This window comes from Pseudomonas sp. MAFF 730105, assembly GCF_055380705.1.
Genome location: NZ_AP018438.1, coordinates 6445564 through 6467281, shown reverse-complemented (window position 1 = coordinate 6467281; position 21718 = coordinate 6445564). Strand labels below are relative to the sequence as shown.

General features: G+C 64.0%; 16 protein-coding genes. 12 read left to right on the top strand and 4 right to left on the bottom strand.

Going from position 1 to position 21718, the window contains the following annotated elements; translation table 11 throughout:
* Positions 1-57: 57 nt before the first annotated feature.
* The 4 genes from PCOSP_RS28585 to tssA all read right to left on the bottom strand — a co-directional run bounded on the left by PCOSP_RS28585 (position 58) and on the right by tssA (position 3829).
* The gene (locus PCOSP_RS28585; protein ID WP_047698356.1) at positions 58-546 is read right to left on the bottom strand and encodes an Hcp family type VI secretion system effector; all 489 of its coding nucleotides are present in this window, start codon (positions 544-546) and stop codon (positions 58-60) included.
* A gap of 158 nt (positions 547-704) precedes the next feature.
* Positions 705-2201, bottom strand: a complete 1497-nt coding sequence (gene tssC, locus PCOSP_RS28580) for a type VI secretion system contractile sheath large subunit (RefSeq protein ID WP_024776801.1) — start codon at positions 2199-2201, stop codon at positions 705-707.
* A gap of 2 nt (positions 2202-2203) precedes the next feature.
* A complete protein-coding gene (tssB, locus tag PCOSP_RS28575) occupies positions 2204-2710 on the bottom strand; it encodes a type VI secretion system contractile sheath small subunit (protein WP_003177230.1) in 507 nt (168 codons plus the stop codon).
* Between the two features lie 81 nt (positions 2711-2791).
* A complete protein-coding gene (gene tssA / locus PCOSP_RS28570; RefSeq protein WP_139641218.1) occupies positions 2792-3829 on the bottom strand; it encodes a type VI secretion system protein TssA in 1038 nt (345 codons plus the stop codon).
* A gap of 418 nt (positions 3830-4247) precedes the next feature.
* On the opposite strand from tssA, the gene tagH reads away from it, so the two are divergent.
* From tagH to tagQ, 12 genes are all read left to right on the top strand, one after another.
* On the top strand, positions 4248-5780 hold the full coding sequence (tagH, locus tag PCOSP_RS28565) for a type VI secretion system-associated FHA domain protein TagH (RefSeq protein ID WP_464709969.1): 1533 nt from the start codon (positions 4248-4250) through the stop codon (positions 5778-5780).
* A gap of 66 nt (positions 5781-5846) precedes the next feature.
* Positions 5847-6353 (top strand): type VI secretion system lipoprotein TssJ, encoded by a 507-nt coding sequence (tssJ, locus tag PCOSP_RS28560; protein WP_139641214.1) that lies wholly within the window; start codon positions 5847-5849, stop codon positions 6351-6353.
* A gap of 15 nt (positions 6354-6368) precedes the next feature.
* Complete coding sequence (gene tssK / locus PCOSP_RS28555) at positions 6369-7703, top strand: type VI secretion system baseplate subunit TssK (protein ID WP_464709968.1); 1335 nt, start codon at positions 6369-6371, stop codon at positions 7701-7703.
* 6 nt (positions 7704-7709) lie between these two features.
* Positions 7710-9014: a DotU family type VI secretion system protein gene (locus PCOSP_RS28550; RefSeq protein WP_175364129.1), complete on the top strand. Its 1305-nt coding sequence runs from the start codon at positions 7710-7712 to the stop codon at positions 9012-9014.
* Positions 9011-12511 carry a type VI secretion system membrane subunit TssM gene (gene tssM, locus PCOSP_RS28545; protein WP_464709966.1) on the top strand — a complete coding sequence of 1167 codons (3501 nt, stop codon included), beginning with the start codon at positions 9011-9013 and terminating at the stop codon, positions 12509-12511. Before PCOSP_RS28550 ends, tssM begins: the two co-directional genes overlap by 4 nt.
* Entirely contained in the window at positions 12508-13161 is a 654-nt protein-coding gene (gene tagF / locus PCOSP_RS28540) for a type VI secretion system-associated protein TagF (RefSeq protein WP_139641205.1), read from the top strand. Before tssM ends, tagF begins: the two co-directional genes overlap by 4 nt.
* Positions 13162-13893: a PP2C family protein-serine/threonine phosphatase gene (locus tag PCOSP_RS28535; protein ID WP_139641203.1), complete on the top strand. Its 732-nt coding sequence runs from the start codon at positions 13162-13164 to the stop codon at positions 13891-13893.
* The gene (locus PCOSP_RS28530) at positions 13890-17003 is read left to right on the top strand and encodes a serine/threonine-protein kinase (RefSeq protein WP_464709965.1); all 3114 of its coding nucleotides are present in this window, start codon (positions 13890-13892) and stop codon (positions 17001-17003) included. Before PCOSP_RS28535 ends, PCOSP_RS28530 begins: the two co-directional genes overlap by 4 nt.
* Complete coding sequence (locus tag PCOSP_RS28525; protein WP_464712011.1) at positions 17003-17719, top strand: ABC transporter ATP-binding protein; 717 nt, start codon at positions 17003-17005, stop codon at positions 17717-17719. Before PCOSP_RS28530 ends, PCOSP_RS28525 begins: the two co-directional genes overlap by 1 nt.
* Entirely contained in the window at positions 17719-18915 is a 1197-nt protein-coding gene (locus PCOSP_RS28520; RefSeq protein WP_139641198.1) for an ABC transporter permease, read from the top strand. The genes PCOSP_RS28525 and PCOSP_RS28520 overlap by 1 nt, the downstream gene beginning before the upstream one ends.
* The gene (locus PCOSP_RS28515; RefSeq protein ID WP_139641196.1) at positions 18908-20653 is read left to right on the top strand and encodes a formylglycine-generating enzyme family protein; all 1746 of its coding nucleotides are present in this window, start codon (positions 18908-18910) and stop codon (positions 20651-20653) included. The genes PCOSP_RS28520 and PCOSP_RS28515 overlap by 8 nt, the downstream gene beginning before the upstream one ends.
* Before the next feature lie 83 nt (positions 20654-20736).
* Positions 20737-21672, top strand: coding sequence for a type VI secretion system-associated lipoprotein TagQ (gene tagQ / locus PCOSP_RS28510; protein WP_464709964.1), 936 nt, complete (start codon positions 20737-20739; stop codon positions 21670-21672).
* Positions 21673-21718: the final 46 nt, after the last annotated feature.

Genomic DNA, 21718 nt, shown 5'->3' with positions numbered 1-21718 from the left:
ATTGGATTAGAGCTAGCACCAAACACCCCCGGCGCGTGGCACCGGGGGCGTGTTCGATTACACCTTGACGTTCTGACGCACGTTCCAGCCGAACTTGACCGGACCGCCTTCCTTGCTGCCGTCGGCTTTCTGAGGCTGGTAGTCCACCAGCACCTTGGCGAAGTTCAGGGTGACGTTTTCGGTCAGGCGATCATCGCTGCCCGAGCCGCCGGTGCTCAGGGATGTGATCAGCACTTCTTCCAGGTTGATGATCATGTACTCGACCTGGCTTTCACCGCCGGCCTTGCGCACGGTCAGCTTGACCTTGTCGATGTGTTTGCCGCTGGCGCAGTGCATCATCAGGTTCGGCGAAGCCTTGTCGACGTACTTGGTCAACGACAGGTCCTGGATGTTCACCTTGCCGGCGCCGCCGCCACTGCCCATGTGCATGTTGCCGGACTGGGACATGCCCCAGCTCCAGTTCAGGACGTCGATTTCGTCCTTGTGGGCCTTGTCCATGGACTCGCCCTTGATGTCGCCGATCTTGATGAAAATATCAACAGCCATGTTTTCTCCCTGTGTGGTTTCTAACCACGTTGTGTTGTGTTGATCGTTCCCACGCTCTGCGTGGCAACGCATCTTGGGACGCTCTGCGTTCCAGGGACGCGAAGCGTCCCGGGCGGCATTCCCACGCCGAGCGTGGGAACGATCACATCAAGGGGTTGTTACGCGCCCTTGGCCGAAGGCAGTTTCGATACCAGGCGCAGCGACACGGTCAGCCCTTCGAGCTGGTAGTGCGGGCGCAGGTAGAACTTGGAGTTGTAATACCCCGGGTTGCCTTCGACTTCTTCCACGATCACTTCGGCTGCCGCCAGTGGGTGCTGGGCCTTGGTGGTTTCGGTGGAGTGCGCCGGGTCGCCGTCGACGTAGTTGAGGATCCAGTCCTGCAACCAGCGCTGCATCTCGTCCTTCTCTTTGAAGGAACCGATCTTGTCGCGCACGATGCACTTCAGGTAGTGGGCGAAACGGCAAGTGGCGAACAGGTACGGCAGGCGTGCGGCCAGGTTGGCGTTGGCGGTGGCGTCCGGATCGTCGTATTCGGCCGGTTTCTGCAGCGACTGGGCGCCGATGAACGCGGCGAAGTCGGTATTTTTCTTGTGCAGCAGCGGCATGAAACCGTTCTTCGCCAGTTCCGCTTCACGGCGGTCCGAAATGGCGATCTCGGTCGGGCACTTCATGTCCACGCCACCGTCATCGGTCGGGAACGTGTGGGCCGGCAGGTTTTCCACTTCACCGCCGGACTCCACGCCGCGGATGCGCGAGCACCAGCCGAAGTGTTTGAACGAACGGTTGATGTTCACGGCCATCGCGTAGGCGGCGTTGGCCCAGGTGTACTTCGAGCTGTCGGCGCCGTCGGTGTTTTCTTCGAAGGCGAAGGCTTCCACCGGATCGGTCTTGGCGCCGTACGGCAGGCGCGCCAGGAAACGCGGCATGGTCAGGCCGATGTAGCGCGAGTCTTCCGATTCACGCAGGGAGCGCCAGCCAGCGTATTCCGGTGTGGTGAAGATCTTGGTCAGGTCGCGCGGGTTCGACAGTTCCTGCCAGGAGCCCATGCCCATCACGGTTGGCGAAGCGGCGGAAATGAACGGTGCGTGCATCGCTGCGCAGACTTTCGACAGTTCGCCCAACAGTTCCACGTCCGGTGGCGACTGGTCGAAGTAGTAGTCGCCTACCAGGCAGCCGTAAGGCTCGCCGCCGAACTGGCCGTATTCTTCTTCGTACATCTTCTTGAAGAGCGGGCTCTGGTCCCACGCGGTGCCCTTGAATTTCTTCAGGGTCTTGTGCAGGTCGGTCTTGGAGATGTTGAGCACACGGATCTTCAGTTGCTCATCGGTCTCGGTGTTGTTGACCAGGTAGTGCAGGCCACGCCAGGCGCTTTCCAGCTGTTGGAAGTCCGGGTGATGGATCACCTGGTTGACCTGGGCGGTGAGCTTGGCGTCGATGGCGGCGATGATCGACTCGATCGACTTGATGGCGTCGTTGGACACCAGGTCGGTCTGCGCCAGGGCCTGTTCGGCCAGGGTACGCACGGCGGTCTCGACCGCTTCGCGGGCGCGCTCGGTCTTGGGTTTGAATTCTTGCAGCAGCAGGGACGCGAATTCGCTGGTTTCTTCAGTCGCGCCCAGGTTCTGTGCGCCTTCGCGGACGGTATTGTCGGTCATGATCATTGATCCTGTGCTGGCTTCGGCGCGCTCGCCAGGGCCTGCAACAGCGCTGGGTCCTTGATCGCCTTCATGATGATTTCTTCGGCGCCAGTCTTGCCGTCCATGTAGGTCAGCAGGTTGGCCAGTTGAGTGCGTGCTTCGAGCAACTTGTTCAGCGAGTCGACCTTGCGAGCCACGGCGGCCGGGCTGAAGTCGTCCATGCTCTCGAAGGTCAGGTCCAGGCTCAGGTTGCCTTCGCCGGTCAGTTCGTTGGGTACATGGAACGCTACGCGCGGTTGCATGGCCTTGAGGCGCGAGTCGAAATTGTCGACGTCGATTTCAAGGAACTTGCGGTCGGCCACGGGTGCCAGAGGCTCGGCGGGCTTGCCGGCGAGGTCAGCCATTACCCCCATGACGAAGGGCAACTGGACCTTTTTCTCGGCGCCGTAGAGCTCGACGTCGTACTCGATCTGCACTCGAGGCGCGCGGTTGCGCGCGATGAATTTCTGAGAACTTTGCTTCGCCACGTTGCTGCTCCTGGTCGCTTGAGCGACGGTGTTGGCGTCATCCGGTGGGGCCGGTGACGTGACTGCGTGATCCGCTCGCTGTTATTCGCTGTCCGGGCCGCGCAGGTTTTCAAATTGGCTCATGCCGTCGGGAATCAGGTTGCGCACAATGGCCGCGAAGTCGGCGTGCACCAGATTCTTGGCCCGATTCAACAGCACCGGCAGGGGGCTGGAGGGCTCGTGACGGGTGTAGTAAGCGAGAATCCGGTCCAGGCTGCGCAGCACGTCGTCGCGGTTGTTGATTTCACCGCTGACCGTGCTCGTGCCGGTATTGCGCGGCATGCTCGGCGCGCTGGTGTATTCGCTCGGTGCGGCGCTGTCGTCGGCGACGGCGTCAGAGAGGGTGCTGTCGCCGCTCTGCGGCGCGAACTGCCCGAGAATCTGCAAGGCCATCTTCAGTGGCTGCTTCAGCGGGCCGAGGTCCACACCTTGGGCGGAACCGACCTGATCGCTGACCTCCTGCTCGATGGCTTCGGCAGCGGCGCGAGCTTCCAGCAGCGCCGCGCGGGTGGTTTCCAGCTGTTCGGGGTCGCTGTCGCGCAACGCGCCGGCCAGCTGTTCGGCACCGAGGCTTTCGTCCGCGAAACTTTGCAGGCCGCTGGCGTTGGCGGCGGCGCGCAGGGTGACCGGGCCGAAGGCGCGCGAACGGGCCAGGATGCTCTCGCGCAGCAGGCGGATGGTGACATCGGACGTCAGGCCGGCGAGGGCGTTGATGCGCACGGTGGGATCGTTGTCGTCATCGGCATCCAGGCGCGGGTGCAGGTCGGCCCAGTATTGCTTGAGTAATTCGCTGATCAGCGTCAAGACGCGGGCCAGGCCTGGAAGACCTTCGAGGGCCAGGGAGCTCTGCAACAGGAAATGGGTGATGCGCAGGTCTTTGCTGCGTTGCAGCAGGTCCAGGCTCTGTTGCTGGATGCTGCGCCACTCGGGGGGCTCGGCGGGCAATATCGAGTCGCCCATGCTGCGCTCGGGTTGACCTTGGGAATCACGTTCCAGGCGCAGGAAATCCGCGTCATATTCCAGGTCTTCGCCACAAGGCGAGTTCGCGGAAACGGCGGCGAGCAACAAAGGCACATCCACTTGGATCGATCTCCCTATCGCCCGAGGAACAATGAAGTCGGGCAGTTCACATGCAAGTTCCGGGTGGAACTTCGCATCTCCCTTAACGGTAATGGCCCCTTAGATGCGTGATGATCTTAAAGTGCCATCATTTATATTCAAGGAGTTGTGCATTTTTGGTGTAGTACTTATCGCTTGTCAAGGTAAGCTATTTCCACTCTGTTACAGTTGTGAGGCGCTTAACAACCCGCGCGACTGGCAGGTCGAGGAAGGTTCTGAGAGCGGTTTTTTGTCATGCAGGCCGGTTAATATCAGCCATCATGCTGGCAAAAAGCCGTTTCGCGGTTGTTTGCAAGGTTTTCCGGTGAGTCACCAGGCGAATGTTCCCTAGCTCACCCGCGCGCGCAGACGTGTGAAAAGTATTTGGCAAGGAGGCGAGATGCCGCTGTGTTTGACTATCACTAGTTATCACAAGATTACCCCCGGTCAGTGTTCTGAAAAGTCCATGGATCAGGGAGTGATGGCAATTGGCCGTAGTTCCGATAATGATTGGGTATTGCCGGACCCGGAACGTTTGGTGTCCGGTAAACATTGCGTTATTCAATACAAAGACGGCCGATATTATTTAACCGATAACAGCACCAATGGCGTGGAGCTGGTCAAGGCCGGTGTTCGCCTGCGCAAAGGCAACAGTGAACCCCTGCAGGATGGCGAAATCATCCGCATCGGTGATTATGAAATCCAGGCGCTGGTCGACTTCAGTCTGCCGGCCACCGACAGCAACCCCTTTGCCGAGTCGTCCAGCAGCTTCGAAGCCTTGATGGGCCGCCAGGCGGCCGCGCCAGTGAATACTCCCGCGCCGATCCCCATGGTTCCGCCGGCGCAGTTCCAGGGCGTCTCTGCCATGGACACAATGCCGGACCTGTTCGATTTCCTTGCGCCGCCCAGCGTGCCGCCGGCCACCCAGCCCGATCATGTGCCGGCCCAGCAGCATGATTTCCGTCCACCAACGCCGATGCCTCGTCCCAGCCCGCCGCCCGTGGTCGAGCCTGTGGCAATGAGTCCCGCCTCGGTGATCCCGGAAGATTGGGACCTGTTCAGCGACAAGCCGGCACCGGTGTCCGTTGCCCCGCCGCCGGTCGCGCAATTGCCGGTGGTCGAGCCGGTCTCGATAGCCGTGCCCCAGATGCCCGAGCCTGCGATCCCGCTGCCGGACATCTTCGCGCCTGAGACGAGTGTCGCCGAGTTCAATCTGGCGGATATCCGCATACCGACCGAACCTGCGCCGTTGCCCGAGCCACCGGTGGCTCGGGTCGAACCTCCAGTCGCGCCGGTCGCTCCAGTCATGCCGGTCACGCCGACCGTTCCGGTCGACGCCGCCCAACCCGACCTGCTGCAAGCCTTCCTGCGCGGCGCCGGCCTGGACCAGCTGCGCCTGGACAAGACCCAGGCCGAGGCGCAGATGGAAAGCATCGGGCGCAGTTATCGGTTGATGGTCGAAGGCCTGATCGACGTCTTGCGCGCTCGCAGCAGTCTCAAGGGCGAGTTCCGCATCCAGCAGACGATGATCCAGCCGGTGGAAAACAACCCGTTGAAATTCGCCCCCAACGTCGATGAAGCCCTGTTGCTGCTGTTGCGCCATGGCAACCAGGCGTTCATGGCACCGGACGCGGCCGTGCGGGACAGCTTCGATGACCTGCGGGCGCACCAACTGGCGGTAATGGCCGGTGTGGAAGCGGCGATCAAACATTTGCTGGCGCGCTTCGAGCCGGCGCAACTGGAAGAACGCATGGGCAAGCCTGGCGGGCTGACGGGGATTTTCAGCGGCTCGCGGCAGGCCCAGTATTGGCAGCAATTTACCGAGCTCTACAGCAATATTTCCCGGGAAGCCCAGGAGGATTTCCAGGACCTGTTCGGTCGTGAATTCAGTCGTGCCTACGAAGAACACAGTACCCGACAGCGACGCCGTTGAGCGTCGCTGTCCATAATCCTTCACAAGATAAACAACGGATAGCTCAAACGTCATTGAGGACGCAGGATGATTCCCAGGTTTTTACTCGCAGTTGCCACCGCGCTTCTGTTGACGGCGTGCGCCAAGGATGCGGCCAAACCCCAGCCCGAAGAGGCTGAGGCCGATACCGCCGCCGTCGAGCTGCACTTCCACGCCATCAACGGTCTCAACCCCGGTGCCACTGGCCAGCCGGCCCCGGTGCGGGTGCGGATTTTCGAATTGAAAAATGCGGCGACCTTCGGCCGTTCCGATTATTTCGCCCTGGCCGAACGGGCCCAGGCGACGCTGGGCGCCGATCTGATCGATCAGGACGAAGTGCTGATCCATCCCGACCAGCAATTGAGCCTGCAACGCGACCTCGACCCGTCGACCCGCTATATCGGCATCCTGGTGGGCTACCGCGAACTGGATCAGTCGCTGTGGCGCACGGTGTTGAATGTGCCCCCGCGCGCCTACACCGAATACCAGATCAGCCTCGATGTACGCGCCGTGCGCAGCGACGTCGTCGTTCCCCCATCCAGCCCTGCCCAATAAGCAATCGGAGCCCCCATGTCCTGGAACAATCGCGTGGTCTGGTCGGAAGGCATGTTCATCGGAACGCAGCACTTCCAACAGCACGACCGTTACCTGGAAAACCTCATCGACGCACGCAGCCGGCCCTTGTCGGCCGGCGCCTGGGGCTTTTCCGAATTGCTGATCGACCAGGGCCTGCTGGCCCAGGGCAAGTTGGCGATCATCTCGGCGCGTGGCCTGTTGCCGGACGGTACGCCCTTCAACATTCCCCAGGATGACGTGGCGCCGACCCCGCTGAACATCGACGACAGCCTGCGCGACGGCCTGGTGTACCTGGCCCTGCCGCTCAAGCGCGCCGGTACCCGTGACACCGTGGATGAAGGAGAAGTGCTGGGGGCCGCGCGTTACGTCAGCCAGGTGTGTGAAGTACGCGACGACAACGCACCGTTCGAAAACCGTGCGCCGGTGGCCGTGGGCTCCCGGGCCTTGCGTTTGTTGACCGCCCAGGACGGCATTGGCGACTACGCCGCCGTCGGCGTGGTGCGCATCAAGGAGAAGCGCGCCGACCGCGCCCTGGTGCTCGACGACACCTACATCCCGCCGCTGCTGGATGTGATCGCCTCCAAGCCCCTGGCGGCGTTTCGCAGCGAACTGCTGGGCCTGCTCCATCAACGCGGCGAAGCCCTCGCCGGGCGGGTCGTGGCGTCCGGTGCCGGTGGCGCTTCGGAGATCGCCGACTTCATGCTGCTGCAACTGGTCAACCGCGCCCAACCGCTGGTCCAGCACCTGAGCCAGTTGAGCCCGTTGCACCCCGAGCGGTTCTACAGCGAGCTGGTGGCATTGGCCGGAGAGTTCTCGACCTTCACCGCCTCCGGGCGACGACCGCAGGAATACCCGCCCTACCAGCATGATGACCTGGTGCTGAGCTTCACGCCGGTGATGCAGGCGTTGCGTGAGGCCTTGTCGATGTTGATCGACAGCAAGGCCACACCGATTCCGATTGTGGAAAAAGCCTATGGCATCCACGTGGCGATGTTGGCCGACAAGACGTTGCTCGACAGCGCCAGTTTCATCCTGGTGGTGCGCGCCGACGTTCCCGCCGAAACCCTGCGCAGCCGCTTCGGCCAGCAGAGCAAGGTTGGTTCGGTGGAGCACATCCGTGACCTGGTCAACCTGCAACTGCCGGGCATCGGCCTGTTGCCGCTGCCGGTGGCGCCACGTCAGCTTCCGTATCACGCCGGCTCCACCTATTACGAACTCGACCGGGGCAGCGACCACTGGAAACAGCTGGGCAACTCCGGCGGCTTTGCGTTCCACATCGCTGGTCAGTTCCCAGGGCTGAACCTGGCGTTCTGGGCGATCCGAGGATAATTCGCGATGAGCAACGACGATCGTACCCAGTTCATGCCAACGCCCGGTGGCCGTGGCGCGGATCCGTTCCGCCCGGATGCCGGACGCCCGCAGCCAGCACCCGCGCCGCTGTCGATGCCGGCCGCGCCGGTCCTGACTGGCAAGGCCCAAGGCCTCAATCCGCTGGAAAGCGCCGCCGGCCCGCTGCTGGCCCTGCTGACGCGCTTGCGCAATACCATTGCGCATCCGGCACCGGCCAGCCTGCGCGCACAACTGCTGGCGTACCTGCGCCAGTTCGAGGAACGCGCCGAGGCTGCCGGCGTGGTGCGCAACGACGTGCTGCTGGCCCGCTACGCCCTGTGCACTGCGTTGGATGAAGCGGTGTTGAGCACGCCGTGGGGCGGCACCAGCGATTGGGGCAAGCAGAGCCTGTTGATCACCGTGCACAACGAAGCCTGGGGTGGCGAGAAGGTGTTCCAGCTGCTGGAGCATTGCCTGCAAAGTCCACGGGAACGCTTGTACCTGCTGGAGCTGTTGTACCTGTGCATGTGCCTCGGTTTCGAGGGGCGTTACCGGGTGATGAACGACGGTCGCAGCCAACTCGAAGCGTTGCGCGAACGCACCAGTGCGGTGATCCGCAGTGCCCGTGGCGACTACGAACGCGAGTTGTCGCCACACTGGCGCGGCGTCACCGTGGCCCGCGACCGCCTGGCGCAATTCATGCCGCCGTGGATCGCCGTGGCCATCGGCGCGGCCTTGCTGCTGGCGCTGTTGTTCGGCCTGCGCATGAAACTCGCCTCCGATGCCGAACCGGTGTTCAAGAACATTCATTTCCTCGGCGAGATCCCGGTGCAGACCATCGACCGCCCCGTGGTGCAGCCGAAAGTGATCGAGCGACCCCGCCTGGCCGGTTTCCTGGCCGATGAAATCAGGGCTGGCCGCATCGCTGTGGAAGACGCCGTCGACCGTTCGGTGGTGACCATCCGTGGCGACGAACTGTTCGCCTCGGGCAGCGCCAGCATCAAGGACGATTTCGAGCCGTTGATGCTGCGCATTGCCGAGGCGGTGCGCAAGGTCAAGGGCCAGGTCCTGGTGACCGGCCACAGCGACAACCGTCCGATTGCCACGTTGCGTTTCCCGTCCAACTGGGCGCTGTCCGAAGCGCGGGCGCAGTCGGTGCTGCAGATTCTGTCGGCCAAGACCGGCCAGCCTGAGCGCTTCAGCGCCGAAGGCCGTAGCGACACTGAACCACTGGCGTCCAACGCCACCACGGAAGGGCGTGCACGCAACCGTCGGGTTGAAATCACCGTATTGGCGGAGGGAGTCGAGTGAAGGCGTTTTTCAGTTTCATGATCCGCTGGGTCATCCCGTTGCTGGGGCTGATTGCCCTGAGCCTGATCATCTGGTTCGTCGGCCCGCTGCTGGACTGGCTGGTGCCCGAAGGCCGGCGCTGGGCATTGATCATCCTGGTGTTCGCGGTGTGGATCGCCTACCGCGTGTTCCGCATCATCCAGGCCCGTCGCCAGGCCGCCGAAGTCATGCGCAGCCTGGCCGAGCAGACGCCACCCGACCCCACCAGCATCGCCACCGCCGAAGAGCTCGAAACCCTGCGCCAACGCATGGACGAAGCCCTGGCACTCTTGAAAAAGGCCAAGCTGGGCGGTGACGAGCGCCGTAACCTCTACGAGCTGCCGTGGTACGTGATCATTGGCCCGCCGGGTTCGGGCAAGACCACCGCGTTGGTTAACTCCGGGCTGCATTTCCCGTTGGCTGCCCAGTTGGGCGCTGGCGCGGTGCGTGGCGTCGGTGGTACCCGTAATTGCGATTGGTGGTTCACCGATCAAGCCGTGCTACTCGACACCGCCGGGCGCTACACCACCCAGGACAGCGACGCGGCCATCGACAAGGCCGCCTGGCTGGGCTTCCTGGGCCTGCTGAAAAAACAGCGGGCCCGGCGTCCGATTGACGGTGCGTTCATCGCCATCAGCCTGTCCGACCTGCTGCTGGGCAGCGACGCCGAGCGCGCCGCCCATGCCGCGGCGATTCGCCTGCGCATCCAGGAGTTGTACACCCAGTTGGGCGTGCGCTTCCCGGTCTACCTGATGCTGACCAAGCTCGATCTGGTGCCCGGGTTCATGGAGTATTTCGACACCCTGAGCAAGGAAGAGCGCGCCCAGGTCTGGGGCATGACCTTCGCCCTCGACGACGGCAAGAGCAACGACAGTCCGCTGGCGCACCTGCAAAGCGAATTCGTCGGTCTGGAGCAACGCCTCAACGACCGTCTGGTAGAACGCCTGCAACAGGAACGTGACCCGGCGCGGCGTGATCTGATCTACGGTTTCCCGCAGCAGTTCGGCGCGTTGAAGGATTGCTTGCAAAGCTTCCTCGAAGGCGTGTTCAAGCCCAACGCCTTCGAAGAGCGCGTACTGCTGCGCGGTGTGTATTTCACCAGCGGCACCCAGGAAGGCAGCCCGATCGACCGACTGATCGGTTCCATGGCCCAGAGCATGAACCTGGACCGCCAGCATCTGGCACGCCAGACCGGCACCGGGCGCAGCTACTTCATCGAAAAACTCTTTACCGCTGTGGCCTTCGCCGAGCGTGGGCTGGTGGGCGTCGATCCGAAGGTCGAGCGTCGGCGCAAATGGATCGCCCGTGGCGTACTGGCCTCCACCGTGGTGGTGGTACTAGTGGTCGGCAGCTTGTGGTGGGTCAGTTATCGCGCCAACCAGGCGTACATCGCCCAGGTCGACCAGAAGGTCGCGCCACTGGGCCAGACCGTGCAGAACCTCAGCCCGGCACAGCGCGATGTGCTCGCAGTGCTGCCGTTGCTCAACGCCGTGAAACACCTGGCGGGGGATGCGCCGGACTGGGCCGAAGGCCTGGGCCTGTACCAGGGCGACATGCTGGAAGCCGAGTCAGGCAGCGTCTATCGCAAGTTGCTGATCGCGGTGTTCGCGCCGCGCCTGCTGACGCGCATCGAAGAGCAACTGCACAGCGGCGGCAATTCGGACTTCCTCTACGAAGGCTTGAAGGCCTATCTGATGCTCGCCGACAACGAGCATTACGACGCCGACTTCATCAAGGCCTGGATCGCCCTGGACTGGGATCGCAGCCTGCCCCGTGACTTGCCGGCCGAACAACGGGTGGCCCTGAGCGAGCATCTGCAAGCGCTGTTCGAACGTCACCCGCCTACTGCACGGCTGGACCCACGGCTGATCGAAGACCTGCGTCGGCAATTGCAACAGCTGCCCGTGGCCCAGCGTGTCTACGACCGGATCAAACGGCAGAAGCTGCCCGAAGGCATCCCGGACTTCCGTATCAACGAAGCCGCCGGGCGTGACGCCGCGCTGGTGTTCAGTCGCAAGAGCGGCAAGCCGTTGGGCGAGCCTCTGAGCGGGTTCTTCACCGTCAAGGGTTACCGCCAGGGCTTCTTGCTCACCAGCCTGAGCCAGACCGGCACCCTGGCTGAAGAGCAATGGGTGCTGGGGCACGAAGAGGCCGATCAGCAGAACGTTGCCAGCCTGGCCGCCGATGTGCGCCGGCTGTACTTCCAGGACTATCAGCGCCAGTGGGACGCCTTGCTCGCCGACATCGATTTCGTGCCGATCACCAGCGTGGCCCAGGCCGCCGATGTACTGCGGGTGATTTCCGGGCCGACCTCGCCATTGAAAAAACTGTTGGTGGCGGTGGCGAAGGAAACCGACCTGCAACAGGACGAACGCCTGCTGGCCGCCCAGGGCGCGCCAGTGGAAGGCGGCGTGGACAAGCTCAAGGAACGTCTGGGCAATCTGCTCGGCCAGGAGCAGGCGACGCAAAGCGCGCCGCAGGCCAGCGATGATCCGATCACGGCGCACTTTGCCGAGCTCAACAGCATCGTCAGCAAAAACGACGGTGAACCGGCCGCCATCGATGGCCTGCTGGCCGACATGAACGCGCTGTATGTTCAGGTCAGTGCCATGGTCGGGGCCAGCGGCGACGCCTTGCTCGGCGAGGCCAAGAACCAGGCCGCGGCAGCCGCTACCCGGGTCAGCCTCAACGCCGAACGTCAGCCGCCGTTGGTGCAGGGGCTGGTCAAGTCAGTGGTCAACTCCACCACCAACAGCATGATGGGCGGGGTGCGCAATCAACTGAACGCCGCCTGGACCAGCGAAGTGGTGAACATCTACCGCCAGTCCCTGGCCGGGCGCTATCCGATGTCGCCAGGCAGTGCGCGGGACGCAACCCTCGATGACTTCGGCCAGTTCTTCGGCGTCGGCGGGGTGATGGACAACTACTTCCGCAAGTACCTGCAACCCTACGTCGACACCTCCACGCCGACCTGGCGTTGGCAGCCGGGCGCGGCGCAGAAGCTCGGCATCGCCCCTGGCGTGCTGCAGACCTTCCAGCGCGCGGCGGCCATTCGCGATGCGTTCTTCCGTTCCGGCGGCACCCAGCCGATGGTGCGTTTCGAACTCAAGCCGGTGGCGATGGACTCGACCATCACCCAGTTCCTGCTCGATCTCGACGGCCAGCAGTTGAGCTACGACCACGGCCCGAGTCGCCCGACTGCCATGCAGTGGCCTAATCCGGGCAGCATTGGCGTGGTGCGGATCTCGGTCATGCCGCCGTCTTCCAGCGGGCGCTCCGGCATCACCCTGGACGGGCCATGGGCCTGGTTCCGGTTGCTGGAGCAGTCGGACCTGACCGCCGGCAACTCGCCGGACCGCTTCAACCTGCGGCTGCGGGTCGATAACGCCAGCGCTTCCTACGAGTTGCGGGCCAACAGTGCCTTCAACCCGTTCAAGAGCCGCGTGCTCAGCGGCTTCAGCCTGCCGGAGCGGCTATGAGTACAGCGGGTTTCTATGGAAAGTTGGCCAGCCGCGGGGACTTTGTCAGCCGTGGCTTGCCCCAGAGCTTTATCGGTCCGTGGGACTCGTGGTTGGCGGCGGGTTTGCTTGCCAGCCAGACCAGCCTCGGCGAGCGTTGGCTGGATGCCTATCTGGTCAGCCCGCTGTGGCGCTTCATGGTCGCCCCCGGCGTGTGTGGGCCGGACGCTGCGGTTGGGGTGGTGATGCCGAGCATCGACCGGGTCGGGCGCTATTTTCCGCTGACTGTCGCGGTGCTGCTGGAGCCCGATGCGGACCCGGCGTCGGTGGTCGGCGGTGCGGACGGGTGGTTCGAGCGGGTGGAGAACCTGTTGCTGAGCACATTGAGCGTAGAGGCCACGTTCGAAGCCTTCGGCGCGGAACTGGAAAACCTTGGCAGTCCGATGTTTCTGCCACGGGTGCCCAGCAGCCGGTTTGCCAGCCTGCATCGCTTCGATGCCACCGACCCGCAGCGGCGCATGAGCGCCCTGGCCGAGTCGGCCTGCGAAGGGGCGAGCCTGTGGTGGGGCCAGGGTTCGGAGCGCATCGCGCCCGGTTTGATGCGCTGCCAGGGCCTGCCGGCCGCCGCTGACTTTGCGCAATTTTTGCTCGGCCAAGAAGGTGTTGTGTAGATGCGTCCAAGTGCTGGGAAAGCCTGCAAGTCTGCAAGCAAAAGCCATGTCGGCATGGTCCGTCAGGTCAACGAAGATGCGTGTCTGGACCTGCCGGAAAACGGTCTGTGGGTGGTCGCCGATGGCATGGGCGGGCACGCGGCGGGCGACTACGTCAGCAGCCTGATCGTCGACAGCCTGCGCAACATTGCCGTGGGCCGTTCGTTGGACGAATACGTCGCGGCGCTGCAAAGCGACCTGCAGCGGGTCAACGCCGCCGTGCGTGAAGAAACCGCCAACCGTGGCGTGACCATGATGGGTAGCACCGTGGTGGTACTCGCCACCCGTGACCTGCGCGGCATGTGCCTGTGGGCCGGCGACAGCCGCTTGTACCGCCTGCGCGACGGCGTGCTGGAAGGCATCTCCCGGGATCACAGCTACGTCCAGGACCTGCAGGACAGCGGCCTGCTCAGCGAAGCCGAAGCCCGAGTGCATCCACGGGCCAACATCGTCACCCGCGCCATCGGTGTCGAGGCGCAGTTGAACGTGGCGATGACCGAGCTGCTGCTGGTGCCGGGCGACAGCTACCTGCTGTGCAGCGACGGGCTGACCAAGACCGTTGAAGACGAAGAAATCCGCGAAGTGCTGAGCCACGACGAACCGGGCGAAATCGCCAGCAGCCTGGTCTCCCTGGGCCTGATGCGCGGTGCCCCGGACAACATCACCGTGGTGGTTGTGAAGGTGCCGTCATGAATCCCGTTTCGAACATCCAGATCCCCGGCTACGACATCGACGGCGAGATTGGCGAAGGCGCGATGGCCAGCGTGTACCTGGCGACCCAGCGTTCCCTGGAGCGCAAGGTGGCGCTCAAGGTCATGGCGGCCGCCCTGGCTGCCGATCCGACGTTCTGCGAGCGCTTCCTGCGCGAAGGCAAGACCCTGGCGCGCCTGTCGCACCCGCACACGGTCACCATCCATGACATCGGCAATGTCGGTGAGCTGTATTACATGGCGATGGAATACCTGCCCAACGGCACGCTCAAGGAGCGCATCGCCGCTGGCCTGTCGCCGGAGCAGGGCCTGATCTACATTCGCCAGATCGCCTCGGCCCTGGGCTACGCCCATGGGCTGGGCCTGGTGCACCGTGACGTCAAGCCGGCGAACATCCTGTTCCGCGCCGATGGCACGGCGGTGCTCTCGGACTTCGGCATCGCCAAGTCCCTGGACGACCGCACCCAATTCACCCAGGCCGGTTTCGCGGTAGGCACGCCCAGCTACATGAGCCCGGAACAGGCCCGTGGCCAGGACATCGATGGCCGCGCCGACTTGTATGCCCTGGGTGTGGTGCTCTACGAAATTCTTGTCGGCAAGCTGCCGTATACCGGCAACGATGCGCTGTCCACGGCCCTGGCCCACCTGACCGAACCGCTGCCGGAGCTACCGGTGCACCACGGCCGTTACCAGGACGTGCTGCGCAAGCTGTTGGCGAAGGACCCGGCGGAACGCTTCCCGGATGCGGCGGCGCTGTTGCGGGCCCTGGATAACCTGCCCGCGGATTCGGCTGAGGCGACCCTGATCCGACCATTGCCGCTGCCCGTGCCGCCGCAATCGAGTCGCGATGACCTGGCGGGATTGACGCCGATGTCCATCGACATCCCGAGCGGCCCCGCGCAGCCCCAATCACAACCGGCGCCACAACCGAAACCAACCGCGCCACCGGTCAGCCCGCCCCAGCGACCTACCGCTGCGCAGCCACGCAAGACCCCGGTGTTTGCCCTGGCCGCTGTCGCGGTGGCCGTGGCGTTGGCATTGGGTGGCGCGGGGTATTGGTGGTTGTCCGGTGACAGCGGCAAAACCAGCAAGCAGTCCGTGGCATCCACGGCCTCGTCCAGCAAGCCGCCGGTCAAAGCGCCTGAGACACCTCCGATGAAGAGCCCCGACGCGCCACCGGTCAAGCCGCCCGTGGCCCCGCCGGTCAATCCTCCCGTGGCGACGGAAGCCGATGGCGGCCAGCGTCCGTTGTTGATGGCTGGCAAGAAAACCCTGTTCCAGCGAGTGCTGAGCAAACCGGGGGCGAAACTTGCCGCCGAACCGGGCGCCGCGCCGGGCAAGGAGCTGCCGGCGTTCTCGGTGCTGTACGTGTATCAGCGCAAGGACGTCAATGGCAGCGAGTGGATGCGGGTCGGCGCCGCCACGGACGGACGCAGCGACGGCTGGTTGCCGGCTGCCCAGGTCAGCGACTGGAAACAGAGCCTGGTGCTCAAGTTCACCGAACGTTCCGGCCGGGCGCCGGTGATGTTCCTGCGTCAGCCTGGTGAAGTGGAAAAGCTGCTGGCCAACCCGTCGAATGCCAAGAACGTGCTGCTCAAGGCCCAGCAGAACCGCGAGGATAACCAGCAAGTGCTGGCCCTGGAGCCGGCCGCCAGCGCCGTGCCGCAGAACCAGTTCTACCTGTTGCCGATTTTCGACTCTCGCGAAAGCTTTGACGAGAATGGCCAGCCGGTGCAGTTGCTCAACGTGGCCTCCATCGACCCTGGCAACACCCCTCGGGCAGCGTCCAACAACACGCCGATCCTGACCGCCAATGCCGATGCGTTCCGCACTGCTGTGGTCCTGGTGGTGGACACCACCGTGTCCATGCAGCCCTACATCGATCAGGTGCGCGACGTGGTCCATGAGCTGCAGACCCGCATCGCCGAGCGCGGCGAGCTGGACAGCGTCAGCTTCGGCTTGGTGGGGTTCCGCAACAGCACCAAGAAAACCCCGGGCCTGGAATACGTCGCCAAGACCCTGATCACCCTGGAGCAGGGCCGTGACCCGCAACGCTTCCTCGACCTTGCACGGCAGGTCAAGGCGTCAACGGTGTCGAGCCATTCGTTCAACGAGGATGCGTTTGCCGGGGTCATGGAAGCGGTCGAGAACATGGACTGGTCCGGTTATGGTGGGCGCCTGATCCTGCTCGTTACCGACGCCGGTGCCTTGCGCAAGAACGATCCCTTTTCCACCACGCAGATGAACGAAGCCGAAGTGCGTCAGGCGGCCCTGGGCAAGCAGATCAAGATCTACGCCCTGCACCTGCTCAGCGACGCCGGCAAGAAAACCCACGCCGGTGCCCAGAGCCAATACCGCACCCTGACCGCCGACGCGAACCCGCAGATCGGCGACCTGTACATTCCCGTCGCGGGCGCAGATGTGCGCAAGCTGGGCGAGCGGGTGGACGAGATCGGCACGGTATTCGCCGACCTGGTGCACCAGGTACGCAGCAACAAGGAGCAGGCAGTTCCGCAGTTGGGCGCCGCGCCGAGCCTGGCCGACAAATCGGCGGCGGTCGGCTATGCCATGCACATGGATTTCCTCGGCCACAAGGCCGCCAGCCAGGCACCGCAACTGGTCAGCGCCTGGACCGCCGACCGCGACCTGACCAACCCGGCGCTGCCGGCGTTCCAGGTCTGCGTGATGCTGACCAAGCTGCAGCTCAACGACCTGCAACAGTCGCTGAAACTGATCGTCGACGCGGCCCGCAAGACCCAGAGTTCGCCCAAGGATTTCTTCCAGGAAATCGCCAGCGCCAGTGCCTACATGAGCCGCGACCCTTCCGCCTTGCGCAAGGGCGGCAACCTGGCCGACGGCGGCATCCTGGGCGAGTACCTGGAAGGGCTGCCGTACCGCAGCAAGTCGCTGAACATGACCCAGGACCTGTGGCTGTCCTTGAGCGTGGCCGAGCAGGAAGACTTCATCGACGAGCTGGATTCGAAAATCCGTCTCTACGAAACCTTCCACAACGACCTCGCCAACTGGGTGCGCTTCGGCGACGCCGAGCCGGGCGATGCCCTGTACCGTGTTCCATTGTCGACCTTGCCATGATGCTGAGCCTGAGCGCAGTGCACAAAAGCCGGGGTGCCGGCAGCCAACGCTACAGCCTGGTGATTCCACGGCTGCAACTGCGTGCCGGTGAGCAATTGGCACTGGTCGGCCCCAGCGGCTGCGGCAAGAGCACCTTGCTGGATATGCTGGCGTTGGTGCTTGCACCGGATCAGGCCGGGCAGTTCGACTTTACCCCTGCCAATACCACGCTGGACATCGCCCGGCTGTGGCGCGGCGCCGAGCAAAGTGAGCTGGCGCAGCTGCGCAGTCGGCACCTGGGCTATGTGCTGCAAACCGGCGGTTTACTCGGGTTCCTGACGGTGCGTGGCAACATCGAGTTGTCGCGCAAACTGCTGGGCTTGAAGGATGACGGCAGCGTGACGCGCCTGGCTGGGCAACTGGATATTGCCGATCAACTGGACAAGAAACCGGCGGACCTGTCCGTCGGCCAGCGCCAGCGGGTCAGTTGTGCCCGGGCCCTGGCCCACGGTCCACGGCTGCTGCTGGCGGATGAGCCGACGGCGGCCCTCGACCCGTTGAACGCCGAGCGGGTCATGCAGTTGCTGGTGACCCAGGCCCGCGACAGCGGCGTGTGCTGCGTGGTTGCCACCCACGATGAAGCCCTGGCCCGCGCCAGCGGCTTGCAGGTGCGGCGCATCAGTTGTCGTCGCGACGTCGACGGCGGTGTCACCGCCACCCTTGGGGAGGCTTGCTGATGCGCAGCGCGCTGGTGGCTTCCCTGGCCTGGCAAGACTATCGCAACGACGCCTGGCTGTCGGCCTGCTCGGTGCTGGCCTTGGTGGCGGTGGTGGCACCGTTGTTGGTGCTGTTCGGGCTGAAATTCGGTCTGGTCAGCAGCCTGACCGAGCGCCTGCAGAGCGACCCGGCCACCCGGGAAATCATTCCTCTGGGTGGTGGTCGCTTCAGCGCCGAGTTCATCGAGCAGTTGGGCCAGCGCAGCGATGTGTCATTCGCCCTTCCGCGCACCCGGCAGATCGCCGCAACGGCGGACCTGAACAACGCGACGGCGGCCGTCACCGTCGAGATGATCCCCACCGCCGCCAACGACCCGCTGCTCGAACATCTGCCGTTGCCCCAAGGACTGGACGAGGTCGTGCTCAGCCAGACCGCTGCCGAAAAGCTCGGCGCCAAGGCCGGCGATTGGTTGCAGGCCAGTTTCGGTCGGCAGGTGGCCGGTCGCAGTGAGGCGCAGCGGACCCGGGTCCGGGTGCTGCACGTGTTGCCGCTGGAAGCCTTCGCCCGTGATGGGTTGTTCGCGCCGCTGGCCTTGCTGGAAGCGGCTGAGGATTACCGCGACGGGCGTGCCGTGCCCGCGTTCGGCTGGCCGGGCGAGGCGGTGGGGGTGGCCGGGCAGCGTGTCTATCCGGCGTTTCGCTTGTACGCCCGCAGCCTCGGCGATGTGGAGCCGCTGCGGCAGTATTTCGCGGCGCAGAATCTGTTGGTGTCGACTCAGGCCCAGACCATCGCACAAGTGCAATCGTTGAGCCGCAACCTGTCGATCGTGTTCTGGATCATCGCCGGGTTGGCGTTGGCGGGGGCGTTCGCGGCGATTTTTGCCGGGGCGCTGGCAGCGGTCGAGCGCAAGCGGCGGGAGCTGTCGGTGCTGCGCCTGCTGGGGGTGTCCACCGCCGCGCTGTTGCTGTTCGTGGTGTTGCAGGCGCTGTACAGCGCCGGCCTTGCAGCTGTGCTGAGCGTCGGGCTGTACGGCTTGGCGCAGTCGGGGCTGAATCATTTATTTGCGCAGATGCCGGGTGAGTACGCCAGCCATCTGCTGCTGCGTCACTACACCCTGGCCCTGGTGGCCGTGCTCGGCGTCAGCGCCGTGGCGGCGGCCTGTGGCGGCTGGCGGGTGGCGCGCATCCAGGCTTCTGAAGGAATTCGCGATGTATAAGTTATTGGGCGCCGCCGTGGCGCTGAGCCTGGCCAGTCTGGCCGCTCTGAGCAACCTGGCAAGCGCCGATGAAGGCAGCGACAAGCTGGACAATCCCAAGCCGTTACCCGATGACGTCAGCCTGCCGCTGCCGTGTGACGGACAGATGGTGTTCCGTTACGTCTACATCCTCGCCCAGGGCACTCTGGACGACCGCGAGATCAGCCTGGGCTACCCGTTCAGCGAGGGCGAGGCCGGTTATCAACAGTCGTTCATTTCCGGCTATCGACGCGACTTCATCAACGGCCAGTTCACCCTCAAGGACCTGCCCAAGGACTGGAACAAGACCATCACGCCGTTGATGCCCAAGACCGACGCCCAGACGCCGCTCAAGCCGATGCTGTATTTCATCGGCAAATACGAAGTTACGGCGCGGCAGTACGCCCAGGTCATGGCCCAGGCGCAGTCCCTGGCCAGCGGCGAACCTGCACCGGCTTGCGAAGCCTTGCAAGCCGAGCTGCCCCAGGGCATGGCCGGGCGCTTGCCCAAGGTGAAGCTGTCGAAGTTCGAGGCCGAGCGTTTCTCGGCGGTGTACAGCGCCTGGCTGATGAAATACCACAAGGACCTGCTGCCGGTGAGCGGCCGCGGCACCTCCGCCGAAGACGGCGGGCTGGGCTTCGTGCGCCTGCCCACCGAAGTCGAGTGGGAATTCGCCGCCCGTGGCGGACAGGCCGTCAGCCGCCAGGACCTGGAAGGGCGCCTGTTCCCACGGCGCCTGGAGGGCAGTGAAAGCGACGGGCCATTGGCCGATTGGGCGGTGTTCAACCAAGTGGCCGGCGGCACGGGCCAGGCCGCACGACTGATGCCTATCGGCACCAAGTTGCCAAACCCCGTTGGCTTGTTCGACGTGATCGGCAACGCGGCCGAGATGGTTCAGGAATCCTTCCAACTGGTGCATTCCGGACGGCGCCAGGGCGCCTACGGTGGTTTCGTGGTCAAGGGCGGTAACTACCTGGAAGGCGAGGGCACGTTGTTCACCGGCATGCGTCGCGAATACCCCTTGTTCGCTGCCGACGGCACCGAGCAGAGCAACGAAACCACCGGCTTCCGGGTGGCCGTCGGGGCGTTGTCGGCACCACGTTCGCGCTACAAGGAACTGTTCGCCCAATGGCAGAAAGAAGGCCGCCTCGCGTCCCTGACCGATGCCATCGACGACGCCCAGGATCCGACCAAACGCCTGGACAGCATCATCGCCGCCAGCGTCGACCCGCGCCTGCAAGCCGAACTGGGACTGGTCAACGAAGAGCTCAAGCGCAACGTCTCGCTCATCGCCCAGCAGCGCGAGGAAGCGGCCGGCAACCTGATCCAGTCGGCGGCCCTGGTGGCCGAGACCGTCAACAACTACAACATCCGCCTGACCAATCTGCAACGCAGTTACCAGACGGCGGTGGACGCCAAGGACGATGCCAGCGCGCAACTGTTTGCCACGGCCATCGACAACGGCCGCAGCGCGCTGGATGGCGCGGTGGCGATCTATATCGACAACCTGGCGACCGGCACGCGCTACACCGATGCCGTGATCCAGGCGCAGTTTCAACGCATCAAGGAGGAGATGGAGCGCAAGCCGGTGCTGGGCAAGAGCCTGGTGGCGCGCGCGACCTTATTCGTTCGTCATGTCGGGGATTATCGTCAACAAAAACGAGCCGACCCGGCGGCGATATTGAAGGAATTGCTGGCAACGAGCGCCCTGCGGTCTTGAGCGCTCAGTGTTGGCAAGCTTGGAGGGAACCCAGGCGGCGTCGGCCGTGCTGGGTTGGTCAAAACTTAAAAGAGAACACAACTATGCTTTTCTCCCGTAAACCTTTTGCTTCGGTTTCCAAGCGTCACTTGCTGATGGTCGCTGTCGGTTTCAGCACCGTACTGACCGGTTGCGCGACGTCGCCGACATCCAAGGTCGCGTCGAGCACCAAGGTCGAGTACTACCCTAACTGCTACGAGCCCGTGCAGCACCTGCGCGCCACCGAAGGCAACATGACCCAGTCGGTCGTCACCGGTGCCGCCGTCGGTGCCGTCGGTGGTGCGCTGCTGGGCGCCCTGACCGCCGACAAGGAAGACCGTGGCCGCAACGCCGCCATCGGTGCCGCGGGCGGCGCCCTGGCCGGTGGTGCAGTGGGTTACTACAACGAGCGCCAGAAGCAGATCGCCGATGACAACCAGCGCATCGCCTCCTACGCCGCCGACGTCAACAAGCGTGTGGGCGACATCGACCGCAGCACCGCCTACGCCAAGGCTTCGCAGCAGTGCTACCAGAGCGCGTTCACCAAACTGGTCGCCGACCGCAAGGCCAAGACCGTCAACGACACCGAAGGCCGCAAGCGCCTGGCGGAAATCGTCGCCGGCCTGAAAGAGTCCAACGACCTGATCGTCGCGGTCAACGGCAAAGCCTCCGAAGACCTGAACAACTACACCCAGGCCTACGAGAAAGACCTGCAGCAAGTGGGCGTACAGCGCACTGACGTGGTCACCGTGGCAACCGCCGAAACCACCCCAGTCGTAGCGCCGACCACCAAGACCAAGAAAACCGTGAAACCGGCGAAAAAGCCTGTGCTGCCAACCGTGCCGAAAGAAGCGGTCACCACCGAGAAAACCCTGCAGACCGCCAAGGCCAAGCAGGATGAAAGCAAGCAGGTCGCCAGCGCTGGCAATACTCAAGTCAACAGCATGTGCAAAAACCCGGACCTGGGCGACTGGGCACCGGTTCCTTGCCCGAATGTTTGATTGAGTGATTGCTGCTGATCATTTGATCACTGCATAAACCCTGTGG

Coding starts and splice junctions, on each gene's coding strand:
- PCOSP_RS28525 (WP_464712011.1), top strand. CDS start 17,003: ATGCTGAGCCTGAGCGCAGTGCACAAAAGCCGGGGTGCCGGCAGCCAA.
- PCOSP_RS28530 (WP_464709965.1), top strand. CDS start 13,890: ATGAATCCCGTTTCGAACATCCAGATCCCCGGCTACGACATCGACGGC.
- tssC (WP_024776801.1), bottom strand. CDS start 2,201: ATGACCGACAATACCGTCCGCGAAGGCGCACAGAACCTGGGCGCGACT.
- tagH (WP_464709969.1), top strand. CDS start 4,248: ATGCCGCTGTGTTTGACTATCACTAGTTATCACAAGATTACCCCCGGT.
- PCOSP_RS28585 (WP_047698356.1), bottom strand. CDS start 546: ATGGCTGTTGATATTTTCATCAAGATCGGCGACATCAAGGGCGAGTCC.
- PCOSP_RS28550 (WP_175364129.1), top strand. CDS start 7,710: ATGAGCAACGACGATCGTACCCAGTTCATGCCAACGCCCGGTGGCCGT.
- tagF (WP_139641205.1), top strand. CDS start 12,508: ATGAGTACAGCGGGTTTCTATGGAAAGTTGGCCAGCCGCGGGGACTTT.
- tssK (WP_464709968.1), top strand. CDS start 6,369: ATGTCCTGGAACAATCGCGTGGTCTGGTCGGAAGGCATGTTCATCGGA.
- PCOSP_RS28515 (WP_139641196.1), top strand. CDS start 18,908: ATGTATAAGTTATTGGGCGCCGCCGTGGCGCTGAGCCTGGCCAGTCTG.
- tssJ (WP_139641214.1), top strand. CDS start 5,847: ATGATTCCCAGGTTTTTACTCGCAGTTGCCACCGCGCTTCTGTTGACG.
- PCOSP_RS28535 (WP_139641203.1), top strand. CDS start 13,162: ATGCGTCCAAGTGCTGGGAAAGCCTGCAAGTCTGCAAGCAAAAGCCAT.
- PCOSP_RS28520 (WP_139641198.1), top strand. CDS start 17,719: ATGCGCAGCGCGCTGGTGGCTTCCCTGGCCTGGCAAGACTATCGCAAC.
- tagQ (WP_464709964.1), top strand. CDS start 20,737: ATGCTTTTCTCCCGTAAACCTTTTGCTTCGGTTTCCAAGCGTCACTTG.